Origin of the sequence: uncultured Dialister sp. (assembly GCF_937959425.1) — a bacterium.
GTDB lineage: Bacteria > Bacillota > Negativicutes > Veillonellales > Dialisteraceae > Dialister.
Genome location: NZ_CALGPS010000183.1, coordinates 22344 through 36737 on the forward strand (window position 1 = coordinate 22344; position 14394 = coordinate 36737).

Annotated in this window: 11 protein-coding genes; all 11 read left to right on the plus strand. The window is 51.3% G+C overall.

The features are described from left to right. Positions 1–2: 2 nt before the first annotated feature. Positions 3–1259 carry a competence/damage-inducible protein A gene (locus Q0482_RS07465; protein WP_299145134.1) on the plus strand — a complete coding sequence of 419 codons (1257 nt, stop codon included), beginning with the start codon at positions 3–5 and terminating at the stop codon, positions 1257–1259. Positions 1260–1699: 440 nt separating this feature from the next. Further along, positions 1700–2761, plus strand: a complete 1062-nt coding sequence (gene recA / locus Q0482_RS07470; protein ID WP_299145136.1) for a recombinase RecA — start codon at positions 1700–1702, stop codon at positions 2759–2761. Beyond that, entirely contained in the window at positions 2724–3209 is a 486-nt protein-coding gene (locus tag Q0482_RS07475) for a regulatory protein RecX (RefSeq protein ID WP_299145137.1), read from the plus strand. Before recA ends, Q0482_RS07475 begins: the two co-directional genes overlap by 38 nt. Before the next feature lie 248 nt (positions 3210–3457). Then, positions 3458–3976 (plus strand): CtsR family transcriptional regulator, encoded by a 519-nt coding sequence (locus Q0482_RS07480; protein ID WP_299145139.1) that lies wholly within the window; start codon positions 3458–3460, stop codon positions 3974–3976. 4 nt (positions 3977–3980) lie between these two features. Continuing rightward, positions 3981–4517 carry a UvrB/UvrC motif-containing protein gene (locus tag Q0482_RS07485; protein WP_299145141.1) on the plus strand — a complete coding sequence of 179 codons (537 nt, stop codon included), beginning with the start codon at positions 3981–3983 and terminating at the stop codon, positions 4515–4517. After that, entirely contained in the window at positions 4514–5569 is a 1056-nt protein-coding gene (locus tag Q0482_RS07490; protein WP_299145143.1) for a hypothetical protein, read from the plus strand. Before Q0482_RS07485 ends, Q0482_RS07490 begins: the two co-directional genes overlap by 4 nt. A gap of 125 nt (positions 5570–5694) precedes the next feature. Next, the gene (locus Q0482_RS07495; RefSeq protein WP_299145145.1) at positions 5695–8115 is read left to right on the plus strand and encodes an ATP-dependent Clp protease ATP-binding subunit; all 2421 of its coding nucleotides are present in this window, start codon (positions 5695–5697) and stop codon (positions 8113–8115) included. 268 nt (positions 8116–8383) lie between these two features. Next, entirely contained in the window at positions 8384–9781 is a 1398-nt protein-coding gene (gene radA, locus Q0482_RS07500; protein ID WP_299145147.1) for a DNA repair protein RadA, read from the plus strand. Positions 9782–9989: 208 nt separating this feature from the next. After that, positions 9990–10730 carry an NlpC/P60 family protein gene (locus Q0482_RS07505; RefSeq protein ID WP_299145149.1) on the plus strand — a complete coding sequence of 247 codons (741 nt, stop codon included), beginning with the start codon at positions 9990–9992 and terminating at the stop codon, positions 10728–10730. 84 nt (positions 10731–10814) lie between these two features. After that, complete coding sequence (locus tag Q0482_RS07510) at positions 10815–11588, plus strand: nitrilase-related carbon-nitrogen hydrolase (RefSeq protein ID WP_299145151.1); 774 nt, start codon at positions 10815–10817, stop codon at positions 11586–11588. 196 nt (positions 11589–11784) lie between these two features. Continuing rightward, entirely contained in the window at positions 11785–14394 is a 2610-nt protein-coding gene (gene alaS / locus Q0482_RS07515; RefSeq protein ID WP_299145153.1) for an alanine--tRNA ligase, read from the plus strand.

Genomic DNA, 14394 nt, shown 5'->3' on the forward strand with positions numbered 1-14394 from the left:
CTATGATTACTGAAATCGTGACCACCGGTTCCGAGCTTCTCCTTGGGGAGATTGCCAATGAGAACGCCCAGTGGCTGGCATCTTTTCTGAACGAACATGGTTATACGGTAGCCTATATGACTACTGTGGGGGATAATCCCTCCCGCATGGAGGAAACATTCCGCCACGCTCTTACCCGGGCGGACCTTGTCATTACTTCCGGCGGCCTGGGCTCCACTCTGGGAGACATTACGAAAAAGGCGGGAGCTTCTGTGATGGACCTTCCCTATGTTCATGTGGCAGAAGAATCGAAGCGGCTTCGGAAATATTATGAAGATAAACACCGCCCTTTTTTGCCCTCTCTGGACCGGCAGGCCTGGTTTGCGAAAGGGGCCCATCTCTTCTTCAATGAAGCAGGCTCCGCCAGCGGTTCGGCAGTGGAAAAAGGAGGGAAAATCCTCATCCATCTTCCAGGGCCGCCCTTTGAAATGAAAACCATGATGAGGAACCATGTCATGCCTTGGCTTACAGAAAAACTGGGTTCCCAGGGTATTATCCGATCCCTCGTTCTGTCTGCTGTCCATATGACGGAAGCGGAAATTGAAGAAAAGATAGGGGACCTGCTCCGGGCCCAGTCCAATCCCACCATAGCCCTTCTGGCAAGACCGGGCTATGTGGCGGTGAGGGTGACTGCCAAAGGGGCGGATGAAGAAGAAGCCATGGCCCTCATCGAAAAGACCGCAGGTGAAATTGAAAAAAGGATGCCTGTTTCCCGTTACCATCTGGAGGGGGATGTGCTCCACGATCTTCATGAGTTCCTCCTGAAGGAGGGAATGACGGTGAGCGCGGCGGAATCCTGCACCGGCGGCCTGATCGGGAAATTCCTGACTGACAACCCCGGCAGCTCCTCCTATTTCAAAGGAAGCGCCGTGACCTACTGGAATGAAACAAAGGAAAAGGTGCTTTCCGTAAAGCAGGAAGACCTTGACCAATTCACTGCTGTCAGCGCTCCTGTGGCTGAAGAGATGGCAGAAGGCTCCCGCGCCCTTTATGGAAGCGACATGGCCGTTTCCACCACCGGCTACGCCGGCCCGGGCAAAGGGGAACGGGGAGAGGATGCCGGCCTTGTGTATATCGGTATTGCCGGCCCTTTGGGAACGGAAGTGCACAAAGAGCAGTTCTTCGGCTCTCGAAGAAGCGTTCGCTACGGAGCGGCGGAGAAGGCACTGTACTACCTCCTGCAGTACGGGAAGAGGATGGAATTCAGTAAAAATGGTTAGTTTTTTCGTATGTACGTTCCAACTAAATGACGATTAGCTGACTGCCTATATGTCATTTCGAGCGGGGCTGCATGCCGGCATGAGAATAAATGTCTCTGTATTCCATTGAAACTCTGAGTCGAGAAATCTCCTGTCCCGATGTGGCATGTACCATTACGGAGTGAGATTTCTCGACTCCTCTTCACCGGCTTCATGAAATAGAGGCATCATACCTCCGCTGCCCTCCGCTCGAAATGACACTATGGCGGTTAGCATTTGTGTCATTTGTTTTTGGAAATGACGGCAGAAGTCTGATGCCTATCGTCTGACTTTTATCGTCTATTATCTATCGTCTAACCTCTCAGTTCTATTTCCCTCTTTGCGCTATATATAGTAAAATAAGAACAAAGATATTAAGTTAAGAAGGAAGGTTTCCTTCCCATTTCATAAGGAGGATTTCCATGGCAAACCAAACAGAATTAAGCCCGGAAAAGAAGAAGGCCCTTGAAAGTGCCATGCACCAGATTACAAAGGAATTTGGACAAGGCTCCATTATGCGTCTGGGGGATATGGGGGACAAACTGGACATTGATGTCATTCCCACCGGTTCCCTGGCCCTTGATATTGCAGTTGGTGTAGGCGGCTATCCAAGAGGCAGAGTTATCGAAATCTACGGTCCTGAATCATCCGGTAAAACAACCCTGGCCCTCCATGCCATTGCAGAAGCCCAGAAGCTGGGCGGCGTGGCTGCCTTCATTGACGCGGAACATGCGCTGGATCCCATGTATGCCCATCATTTGGGCGTGGATACGAAGGATCTCCTGATTTCCCAGCCGGACAGCGGTGAACAGGCCCTTTCCATCTGTGAATCCCTGGTACGAAGCGGCGCTGTGGACATCGTGGTCATCGACTCCGTAGCAGCCCTGGTGCCGAAGCAGGAAATCGAAGGGGATATCAGCGACCAGTCCGTGGGCCTCCAGGCCCGCCTCATGAGCAAAGCCTTGAGAAAACTCACCGGCATTATCAGCAAATCCAGGACCATTGTGATTTTCATCAACCAGATCCGCGAAAAGGTGGGGGTTATGTTCGGCAACCCGGAAACCACCACCGGCGGCCGGGCCCTGAAGTTCTACGCTTCCATGCGTATTGAAATCAGAAGGGCTGAAGCCATTAAGAGCGGCACCGAAGTCATTGGCAACCGCACCAGGGCCAAGGTGGTCAAGAACAAGGTGGCTCCGCCTTTCAAGGTGGCGGAATTCGATATTATGTATGGCGAGGGCATTTCCAAGGAAGGCACCCTGCTGGATATTGCGGTCAATATGGACATTATCCAGAAGAGCGGCGCCTGGTATTCCTATAAAGGAAGCCGTATCAGCCAGGGCAGGGAGGCTGCCAAGACCTACCTGAAGGAACATCCCGATGTGGCGGCGGAAATCGACAAGATTATCCGCGACACCCTCGTTGTAGAACCGGACCATTTCGAAGATGGCGTATTATCGGAACAGGACGGGGAAGAGCAGTGACAGAAGCTGCTATGAAGCAGCTCTTCACCTGTTGAAATACCGGGGCCAGAGTGAGATGGAAATGAGGCGGAAGCTGAAGGAGCGGAGCTACGGCCAGGATGAAATCGAAGATACGGTGAGCCGGCTGAAGCATTATGGCTACGTGGATGATGAAAGCCTGGCGGAGGATGTATTCCGTGCTTTCAGAAACCGCCGCTGCTACGGCAATACCTATATCCTGCAGAAAATGAAGGCCCGGGGCCTTCCCTGTCCCTACCGTATTCCCGAAGAGGAAGAGAGGGACAATGCCTGCCGTGTGCTTAAGAGCAGGGCAAAAGCCATGCCTTCCATCCTTTCAAATTACAGGAAGGCTGCCTCCTTCCTGGCAAGGCGGGGATTCTCTTCCTCCATCATCTTTTCCGCTCTTTCCGAAGCGGGGGTAGAAGAATCGGACAGCGATTTCCTGTAATTTCATTTCACAAAAGTCAAAAGACAAAATAAATAGTCAAGAAATAAAAGCCTTTTCCCTATGGGGAAGAGGCTTTTTACATGAAGACTTTAGGAATAATATACGAAATTTACGAATAATTCCAGGATTCAGCAGAGAAAGGAAAATAAAAGTAAAATTTTTTTGATTTTACCTATTGACTATTTGACATTAAAGCGATACAATAGAATCGAAAGTTGAGAGAGGTTATGGAAAGTGGTGAGTGTTAAATGAATAATACAATGCTATCAGACAGGATTGAAAAATTCATTCTGGAAATGCTGAATAAAGAAACCGATGACCAGGTCATGCTGAAAAGAAAAGACGTGGCTGACCTGTTAGAATGCGCACCGTCCCAGGTTACCTATGTGATTAATACCCGGTTTTCTTCCGATGACCGGTTTGTAGTGGAGTCCCGAAGAGGAAGCGGGGGATATATCAAGATTTCCCTTAAGAGCGGAAATCTTCCTCAGGCTTCAAAAAATGGTCCCCACGAATCCCGGGAAGGCCAGGCAGGAAAAAGCAGGCCTGCGAAGCCGGGGGAGAATCCAAACAGCATTGAAGCCATAGAAAACGGACTGGACGGGTACTACCGCATGCTTGTTGATTATGACATTATTTCCAGTCAGGAATACCGATTGATTTGTGCAATGACCCGTACCATGCTTGAGTATTGTCCTGAAAGCCACCGCAGGGAGGCGGCCAAGACCATGATTCACCGCATTGAATGGGCCTTGAAAGGAGATTGAAATTATGCTTTGTGATCGTTGTCATGGAAGAGAAGCAGTGGTCCATGTGACACAGATCGTCAATGGCCATAGAACAGAAAAACATCTGTGCAGGGAATGCGCAGCCAAAGAAAATCTTATGCATCCGTCTATGGATTTCTTTGGACATGATTTATTCAGAAACAGCTTTGACAGTTTCTTCAATGACGGTTTCATGAATTCCCTTTTCCGCCCTGCAAGGACGGCCATCGAAAGCCTTTCCTGCCCGGAATGCGGAAAGAAGTATGAGGATTTCAAAAAAGACGGTCTTCTTGGCTGCCCCGGCTGCTATGAAGCTTTCCGCGAAAAACTCCGTCCCGCTTTCCAGCATATGCAGGGGGCCCACCGCTACAGCGGCGACGAGCCGAAGAAGGCGGAGGTAAAGGAAGAATCGCCGGAGCTCACAGAACTGCGGAATAAGCTGTCCAAGCTGGTGGCCGATGAAAATTACGAAGAAGCTGCCAAAGTGAGGGATGAAATCCATAAAATGGAACAGGAAGGGAAAGGAGGCACATCCAAATGACCCTTCAGGAAATATTGGAAAATGAGCTTCCCAGATGGGCCCAGATTACAAAGGATGATCCGGTCATCTTTACCAGAATTTCTCTTTTAAGAAATATGAAGAGCACCCGCTTTCCATCGGAGCTTCCTGATGTGGAAAAGAGGGAGGCGGCGGGAAAGCTGGACGAAGCAGTGAGATACCTTAATGACCATGGTTTGGGAACCTTCCTTCCCTACAGTATGGAGTCATTGAACGGGCAGGAAAAGGAAATCCTCTCAGAAAAAGGATTTCTTCCTGATGGGGCTGCATCGCTGGATGAAAACAGCCGGCTCTATCTCAATGAGGACGGCAGTCTTGCCATCAGGACCAATGTCCATGACCATCTGGCTTTCCTGGGCTTTTCCGGCGGCAATACGGTGTACAGCCTGTGGAAAAGGACGGCCCGCCTGGCAGACGAGGCGGCGGATATTCTGGATTATGCCTTTGACAGGGAATTCGGCTACCTCACCGCTTCGCCCCAGTTCACCGGTTCCGGCATGAAGATGGTATCCCTCCTGTTCCTGCCGGGATTTTCCCTCCACGACAGGATAGGAAGCCTCTCCGAATTTCTGGAACTCCGCGGTTTCCATTTGTCTCTGGCAGCAGGAAAAGCGGACAGCCGCTATCCCTTCTACCTTCTGGAAAATACAAAATCCCTGGGTATCCGTGAAGGGGACTATGTATCGGAACTGGACAAGATTCTTCAGGAAATCACATCGGAAGAGAAGAAGCTTTGGAAAGATACCTTTGAAAGCTCGGAAGAAGACCTTAGGGACCGCATCTTCCGGGCTCTGGGAACGCTGAAATATGCAAGACGCATGAGCAGGGAAGAGGCCCTTTACCTTGCCGGACTCATCCGTATGGGTATTAATGCGGACATGATTCCAGACGAAGACGGCCTTACTTTCTACCGCCTTTATTCCCTCATCCCCGACAGTCAGGTGGCGGAAATCACACGCAGCAGCGGGGAAGATGCAGGAAATCTTGAAAAGTGGAGATCCGCCCTTTTAAGAGATGTACTGAAAAATTTGTAATTTGATTTCATTATAAAAAAATTTCGCTGTATACACAGCTTTATCGCATAGATGTTATATATTTATTCGTAAGTTCTTTTATCGCATAAATCGTATCAAGACTCTGAAGCAAAGGAGGAGTTATCATGGAAGATAGATTTACTGACGGCGTGAAAAACGCCTGGAAATTTGCCGCTTCCGAAGCTGCCAAACTGGGCAGTGACTACATTGGCACGGAACATCTTCTTCTTGGCATTGCCCATGAAAAAGATACCGCCGGCGGCAAGATTTTAAATTCCCTGGGCGTTACTGTGGAAGCGGTGGAACAGCTGCTGTCCCAGTACAGCCAGGGCCGGTCCCTCTTCAGTACCGGTGAAGTCTACGCAGCACCCCGTACCAAGAGAGTGCTGGAAATGGCTGTGGAAGAGGCCAATGAACTGGGCAATTCCTATGTAGGCACGGAACATCTGCTGCTGGCCATTCTTCATGAAGGCGGCGGCCTGGCTGTCCGTATCCTGGAAAGCTTCAACGTGACGGAAGACAAACTGGAAAAGGCCTTTGAAAAATTCCTTTCTGAAGACAGCGGTAAGTCCGATAAATCCGCTAATCTCGGCGACCTGGACGGCTTTGCAGTGGACCTGAACGAAAAGGCCAAACAGGGGAAAATCGATCCGGTTATCGGCAGAAATGATGAAATCAACCGGGTTATCCAGATTCTCTCCCGCCGTAACAAGAACAACCCTGTTCTCATCGGCGAACCGGGCGTAGGCAAGACCGCCATTGCAGAAGGTCTGGCTCAGCGCATTGTGAATAACGATGTACCGGAAATCCTGAAAAACTGCCATATCATTTCCCTCAACATGTCCTCCGTGGTGGCAGGCACCAAGTACAGAGGCGAATTTGAGGAAAGACTGAAAAAAGTCATTGATGAAGTGAAGAAACATAAAGACTGGATTCTCTTCGTAGATGAACTGCACACCCTGGTAGGTGCCGGTTCCAGCGAAGGTTCCATGGATGCGGCCAACATTATGAAACCGGCCCTGGCAAGAGGGGAACTGCGCTGCATCGGTGCCACCACTTTGAAGGAATACAAGAAATACATTGAAAAAGACGCAGCCCTGGAACGCCGTTTCCAGCCGGTAAAGGTTGGCGAACCGACGCCGAAGGATACCCTGGAAATCCTGAAAGGCCTTCGCGACCGCTACGAAGCCTTCCATAAGGCTAAGATTACGGACGAAGCACTGAAAGCGGCAGTGGAACTCTCCGGCCGTTACATTACCGACCGTTTCCAGCCGGATAAGGCCATCGACGTCATTGATGAAGCCGCTGCCAAAGTCCGCATGGAAGCATCTTCTACGCCGGAAGGACTGAAGAAAAAGGAAGAAGAGCTGGAATCCATCAACAAAGAAAAGGAAGCTGCCGTTTCTTCCCAGGATTTTGAAAAAGCAGCCATTTACCGCGACCAGGCTAAAAAACTGCAGACTGAAATTGACGGGCTGAAGAAAGACTGGAAAGGCGGAGACCATGACCATCTGACTGTCACCGAAGAGGACGTGGCAGAAGTGGTATCCAAATGGACCGGCGTACCGGTACAGAATCTGAAGAAGAGTGATTCCGAACGGCTGCTCCATCTGGAAGACGAACTCCATAAGAGAGTCATCGGCCAGGATGAAGCCGTCCATGCGGTGGCTACCGCTATCCGCCGTGCAAGGGCCGGCATGAAGGATCCGAAACGTCCAATCGGCTCCTTCCTCTTCCTGGGCACCACCGGTGTAGGCAAGACCGAACTGGCAAGGGCACTGGCTGAGTGTATGTTCGGCAGCGAGAAGAACATGATTCGTTTCGATATGTCTGAATACATGGAGAAACATGAAGTCTCCCGTCTCGTCGGTGCACCTCCAGGATATGTAGGCTATGAAGAAGGGGGCCAGCTCACCGATGCTGTACGCCGCAATCCTTACAGCGTCATCCTCTTTGATGAAGTGGAAAAGGCCCATATGGACTTCTTCAACATCCTCCTGCAGGTTCTTGACGACGGCCGTCTGACCGATGGCCAGGGCAGGACCGTGGATTTCACCAACTGCGTCATCATCATGACCAGTAACCTGGGGTCCAACTTCCTCAAAGGCCACATGGGCAAACAGCTTGGCTTCTCTTCCGGTGAAAAAGAAGAAAAGAAAGAATCCTTCGAAGATATCAGAAAGATGATTATGGATCAGGTGAAACGGACCTTCCGTCCTGAATTCATCAACAGAATCGATGAAATCATCGTATTCCATCCCCTCACTCCGGAAAACCTTTCCGAAATCGTGGACCTCATGCTGAAGAAAGTGGCAGGCAAACTGGAACACTTCCATGTCACCCTGGACGTTTCCGACGAAGCTAAAAAGGTGATTATCGCTGACGGTACCGATGTAGAATACGGTGCCCGTCCGCTGAAGAGAACCATCCAGAAAGAACTGGAAGATCCTATTTCCGAACTCATCCTCCAGGACGGCCTGAAAGACAAGAAAGTCCTCCACGTAGACAAAGATGAAAAAGGCAAACTCACCTTCAAGGCAGAATAATCGTTTGAGTAGAATGTAGTATAATGGAGCTGTGCATAACGCATGGCTCCATTTTTTATACATAAACCGGGGCCGCTCTGCGACCCGTATAGGCCCCGCCTCCCGCCTGTCTTCCTGACACTGCTCTCTTGCGTTCCCTTGAGGAGCGGCAGGCAAACGAAATTTGCAGGGACCCCAGGCGACTGAAAAATTCGTGAGACGCTTTCCTGTGGAGAGAGGGCCGCGGCACGGTCAGCCAAACAATATATAAGCAGCAAAGGAGACTCCTATGAGTGCCAAAGTACGTACGAAATACATATGCTCCAACTGCGGAGCAGAAACGCTGAAATGGATGGGGCGCTGTCCCCAGTGCGGGGAGTGGAACACCCTGGAGGAGCGGGTGGAGACGCCGGCACCTAAAAGCATGGGTCCCTCTCTTTCCGTAAATCTGCAGGGAAACACCAAACCCCAGAAACTTTCAGCCATTCATTTCAATGGGGATAAGCGCATTCTTCTTCACATGAAGGAAGTGGACCGTCCTCTGGGCGGCGGTATTGTGAAAGGGTCCGTCATTCTCTGGGGCGGGGAACCGGGCATCGGCAAATCCACCCTCATCCTCCAGATCTGCCATGCCATGGCCTCCCAGGGAGAAGGGGTGCTTTACTGCAGCGGCGAAGAATCGGAAATTCAGGTAAAACTTCGGGCAGAAAGGCTCCATGTGAATGATGAAAACTGCTATATTTATGCCGGAAGCAGCATTGACAGCATTTTGAAAGAGGCGGAGACCCTGAAGCCTTCCATGCTGGTCATTGATTCCATCCAGACCATGTATATTTCCGGCGTGGATTCCCCAATGGGAAGCCCTGCCCAGATTAGGGACTGCACCTCTGCCCTGGTACGGTTTGCCAAGCAGACCAATATTTCCGTCATGATTGTGGGCCACGTGACCAAGGAAGGAAATCTGGCAGGCCCCCGCATTCTGGAACACATGGTGGACGTGGTGTTCTACCTGGAAGGGGACAGAAGCTATCAGTTCCGGGTGCTCCGCACGGTGAAAAACCGATTCGGCTCCACCGCCGAGTCCGGCCTCTTCGTGATGGAAGGAAACGGGCTCAAAGGCATTGAAGACCCGTCCCGCTACATGCTCCGGAACCGCAGCGACTCCGCTCCCGGCTCCATGGTGGTGGCCTGCATGGAAGGCCTTCGGCCGGTGCTGGTGGAAATCCAGGCGTTAACTGTTCACTCCGTGCTGGCCATTCCCAGAAGGATCGCTGCAGGCTGTGACTATAACCGCATGATCATCCTTCTGGCGGTCTTGGAAAAACGGGCCCGCATTCCCTTTTCATCGGATGATGTGTATCTCAACGTGGCAGGAGGCTTTCGTGTCAAAGAAACGGCGGCGGATCTGGGCATTACCCTGGCCCTTGTTTCCGTGAAAAAAGATATTCCCCTGCCAAGGGGACTGATGGCACTAGGGGAAATCGGTCTTACCGGTGAAGTTATGCCCGTTTCCAAAATCGGTCCCAGGCTCAAGGAAGCGGTGAAAATGAAGTTCTCCCGCTTTATTCTTCCGGAAGGAAATCGGGAAGAAGTGACCGATTTCTGCAAAAGCAGCGGCCTTACTGCCTTTATGGACTCCGTGGTATTTGTCAAACACCTGTCCGAAGCGGTGGAGTATATCCTGTAGTGATCTAGTGTACTAGTGATCTAGTGTTCTAGTAATCTGGTGATCTGGTGTACTATGAATTAATCAGTGCTTCCTTAATTCAACGGGTTCCTAATTCATAGAGGAAATTCCCTTCAAAATGTGGTAAAATAATAAAGAAATTAGCATGATACACTGGATAACTATGAGATTGAATGATGGATTTTGATGAGTCAAAGGAAGTGCAGGCATGAAGAAGAAACTGTGCGTTCTGCTGCTGACAGGCGTGCTTGCTTTGGGAACAGCAGGGGTTTCACAGGCAGATTACATGATCGGCTCCCAGGGGCCGGAGGTGCGGAATCTGCAGAAAAGGCTGAATGTATACGGGTTCAAAGTAAGAACCGATGGAAATTATAATGTGGCTACTGCCAATGCGGTGAAGAAGTTCCAGCGGAGGAAACATCTTTCCGCCGACGGGATTGTGGGGCCTGTGACTTATAAGGCTCTCATGGGAAAGACCATGTACACGTCCCATGCCAAACCTGCCGGACGGGGGAATGCTTCCATTCCCTATGCGGGCATTGATGATTCCCGTGTGGAATGGCATAAGGCGGGACCCATGAGCGACACGGTGAAGGCGATTACCACGGAAGCCCAGAAGTATCTGGGGGTTCCTTACCAGTTCGGCGGTACTACGCCTTCGGGCTTTGACTGCTCCGGATTTATCCAGTATGTGTTTAACAGAAAAGGCATTATCCTTCCCCGCGGGGCGGACGAGCAGTATCTGTCCGGCAGGAAGATTTCTGTCAATGCTCTGGAACCGGGAGATCTGGTCTTTTTTAAAACCTATGAGGAAGGAATATCCCATTCCGGGCTTTATCTGGGGGACGGATATTTTATCAGTGCCACCAGCAGCCGGGGTGTGGCTGTAGCTACCATGAAGAACGGTTACTGGCATGACCGGTACGTAGGGGCTAACCGGGTATTGTAAAATCTGAAACCAATGAGGGCTGTAAAGAAATATGATTCATATTTCCTACAGCCCTTTGCATATTCCTTGGGCGGAGGTGATGGAATGAGAATTGCTATGCTGCAGATGGATGTGGCAGAGGGAGATAAGGAAAGAAATATCCGCCATGCCTTCGACCTTCTTGACGAGGCGGCGCCGAAGGCGGATGTACTTGTGATGCCGGAGCTGTGGACCATCGGCTACAATTTCCATGATTTTAAAAAAAGGGTTACGCGAGCGGGAGACGGTCTTGTGGACCGGCTGTCCTCCTTTGCCGCTTTCCACCATGTAACACTGGCAGCGGGCACCCTTCCTCTGGAAAAAGAGGGAATAGTGAAGAATACGGGCCTTATCTTCGGAACTGACGGCAGGGTGCAGGCCCATTACAGCAAGAGGCATCTCTTTTACGGCTATCTGGAGGCCCAGCTCATGGCACCGGGTACCCATCTCATGGAAACGGATATTGGCGGCGTAAAAACCGGCATGGCGGTGTGCTATGAATTCTACTTTCCTAAAATGTGGAGGAAAATGGCGAAGGCCGGTATCACTCTCGTGCTGGCTCCCGCTTCCTGGCCCAAAGTGCACCTGTCCCAGTGGGAAGTGCTTACCAGAGCCAGGGCCATCGAAAACGGCATGTGTATCTGCGCCGTGAACATGGTGGGCACCTATCATGGTGTCCAGCTGGGGGGACACTCCATGTTCATCGATCCCGTAGGCCGGGTGGAAGTAGAAGGGGACCTGGAGGAGCATATTTATTATGCGGACTACGATGAAGTGAAATATAAAGACCTGGGCAAGCAGCTGGCGGTGATCCGGCTGGAAAAGGAAATAGGGCAGTAAAGGGAACGCAGGGCGTCCCCGGGTTCAGAGGGTTCGGCCCGCCGGAAGCAGGCGGAACCTTTTGAACCCGGGCCCAGGTCCATCGGTGATACCGCGTAAAGCTCCGTATGAATCTACATCATAAACAAATATCTATTTGCATGGACCGTGCAAGTCATATATAATGAAGAACACAACTACAGTAAGGGGGTTTATCATGAAGGGCAATGATATTCGTGAATCATATCTTTCATTTTTTGAAAATCAAAAAGGCCATCTGAGATTAAAGAGCTTCTCTCTGATCCCGAAGGATGACCCCAGTCTTCTTTTAATCGGTGCAGGCATGGCGCCGCTGAAGCCTTATTTCACAGGCAAGGTGGAACCGCCCCGTCATCGTGTCACCACCAGCCAGAAGTGCATCCGCACCGGCGATATTGAAAACGTGGGCCATACGGCCCGTCACCATACCTTCTTTGAAATGCTGGGGAATTTCTCCTTCGGCGACTATTTCAAGAAGGAAGCCATTACCTGGGCCTGGGAATTCCTGACAGAGGTATTAAAGCTGGACCAGTCCCGCCTTTATGTCACCATTTATCCCGACGACAATGAAGCCCATGATTACTGGCACAAGATGATCGGCCTGCCGGAAAACCACATTTATCCGCTGTCTGACAATTTCTGGGAAATCGGGGAAGGCCCCTGCGGTCCCGACTCTGAAATTTTCTACGACCAGGGCGAGGAATTCGGCACGGATCCGGAAAACCAGATGGGCGGAGACGGCGACCGTTTCCTGGAAATCTGGAATCTCGTATTCTCCCAGTATGACCGCCAGAAGGATGGCTCTTACCTGCCGCTGGCCAAGAAGAACATTGATACCGGCGCAGGTCTGGAACGTCTGGCAGCGGTTCTTCAGAAGAAGAAAAACAACTTTGAAACGGACCTTTTCTTCCCCATTATTGAAGAAGCAGCGTCTCTCTCCGGCGTACCTTACGGCCAGAGCGCCCAGGGCGATGTGGCGCTGAAGGTGATTTCCGACCACGCCCGGGCTATTACAAATATGATTGCCGACGGCATTCTTCCGTCCAATGAGGGCAGAGGCTATGTGCTCCGCCGTATCCTGCGCCGGGCAGTCCGCTTCGGCAAGCTCCTGGGCATCCAGGATGCATTCATCGGCCAGATGATCGATGTGGTTATCAGCATGATGAAGCCCGCTTACCCGGAACTGGTGGACAAACAGGCATTTATTAAGAAAGTAGCCGGCGTAGAAGAAGACCGCTTCCATGCTACCCTGAATGCAGGCACGGACCTTCTTTCCGAGATGCTGGAAGACACAAAGAAGAAACAGGGCACCGTCCTTTCCGGCGACAAGGTGTTCAAACTTTATGATACCTACGGTTTCCCCTGGGAACTGACCGATGAGATCGCCAAGGAACAGGGCCTTACCATTGATAAGGAAGGCTTTGAAGCATCCATGGCTGAGCAGAAGGAAAGAGCCAGAGCGGCCCGGGCCAAAGTTTCTGCCAAAGTGGCAACTCCGGACACCACCAAGCTCGATGCAGCAAGCCTCACTACAGAAGACAGGGACGGAGAAACAAAGCTCCTCCTTCTTGGCAAAGACGGTAAGGAAATCAAGGAAGCTGCTGACGGTACAGAAGTGACTGTCATCCTTCAGAACAACCCCTTCCATGCAGAAGGCGGCGGCCAGATCGGCGATACCGGTACCATTACCGGCGAAGAAGGGGTAATCGACGTAGAAGATACGAAGAAACTCCCTGACGGTATTATTTATGTCATTGGCACTGTCCGTGAAGGCACGATTTCCGAAGGAGACACGGTGAAGGCTGTGGTTGACAGGGAAAGAAGAGAAGACCTGGCAAGGAACCACACCGGCACCCATATGCTGCAGGCAGCACTTCGCGAAGTGCTGGGCGGACAGGTAAACCAGGCTGGCTCTCTTGTACTTCCGGACCGCCTCCGTTTCGATTTCACCTGGCCGGAACCGCTCTCCAGAAAACAGCTTGCTGCTGTGGAAGAAGCGGTGAACCGTGAAATCCTCCATGCCCTTCCTGTGAATATCCAGGAAATGCCTCTGGAAGAAGCAAAGAAATCGGGCGCTATGGCTCTCTTTGGTGAAAAATACGGTGCCGTAGTACGGGTGGTTTCCGTAGGAGATTTCAGTAAGGAACTCTGCGGCGGCAGCCATGTGAAGAACTCCGGCGAATTGGGGTCCTTCCGCCTGATCAGCGAAGGAGGCATCGGCTCCGGCATCCGCCGTATCGAAGCAGTGACCGGTAAAAAGGCCTATGAAATGATGAAGGCTGACCGCAGCATCCTCGAAAATTCCGCTTCTCTCCTGAAGGGAAAAGTGGAAAATGTTCCGGAAAAGATTGAAAAACTCCTTTCCGAAGTGAAGGATTTGGAAAAACAGCTGGAAGCACTGAAAAAAGAACAGACAAAGGGCGAGTTGGATTCCCTTATGAAGGATCTCCAGGAGAAGAAGGGCATTTCCTTCTTCGGTGCTGTGGTACAGGCAGATAATATGGACGACCTTAGAAAGGCCGCAGATGTAGTGAAGGCAAAACTTAAGAATGGCGCCTTCATCCTTGGCACCGTGTCCGGCGACAAGGTAAACCTGGTGGGCATGGCTTCTCCGGAAGCGGTGAAGGCCGGTGTTCATATGGGCAAGGTAGTTTCCAAAGCCGCCAAAGTATGCGGCGGCGGCGGTGGCGGCAAGCCGGCAGTAGCACAGGCCGGCGGCCGGGATACAGCAAAGCTGGAAGATGCAGTGAAAGCAGGCGTGGAGGCTATTGCCGACATGCTTGGTTAA